The sequence below is a fragment of the Flammeovirga sp. AWQ4_249 genome (assembly GCF_056161045.1).
In genome coordinates, this window is the sequence record NZ_JBSWYJ010000143.1 from 1 (window position 1) to 286 (window position 286).

A 286-nucleotide genomic window follows, 5' to 3' on the forward strand; every position below is an offset into this window, starting at 1 on the left:
TTACTGAAGGAGTTCCTCCGTTATCTACTAATGCAAATTTAGCGTCAATTGCTGTAGATGGTGTAGAAATTGAAGAATTCTCAAAAGATCAGTTGACCTATGAAGTAGTGATTACAGAAGAGGCAGCCGGAGTAGTAACAGCGGTTGTTGAAAATAGCAATGCAATAACATCAATTACAGCTGTTGGTAATGTAAATACAATTTTAGTAACCGCAGAAGATGGCGTTACAACAAAAGAATATACAGTTACATTAACTGTTGAAGTACCAAAATCTACCAATGCTAA

Annotated in this window: 1 protein-coding gene; it reads left to right on the forward strand. The window is 35.7% G+C overall.

The features are described from left to right. The coding region (locus tag ACXAHM_RS26435) for a hypothetical protein (protein ID WP_474967079.1) at positions 1-286 on the forward strand (286 nt) is incomplete at both ends.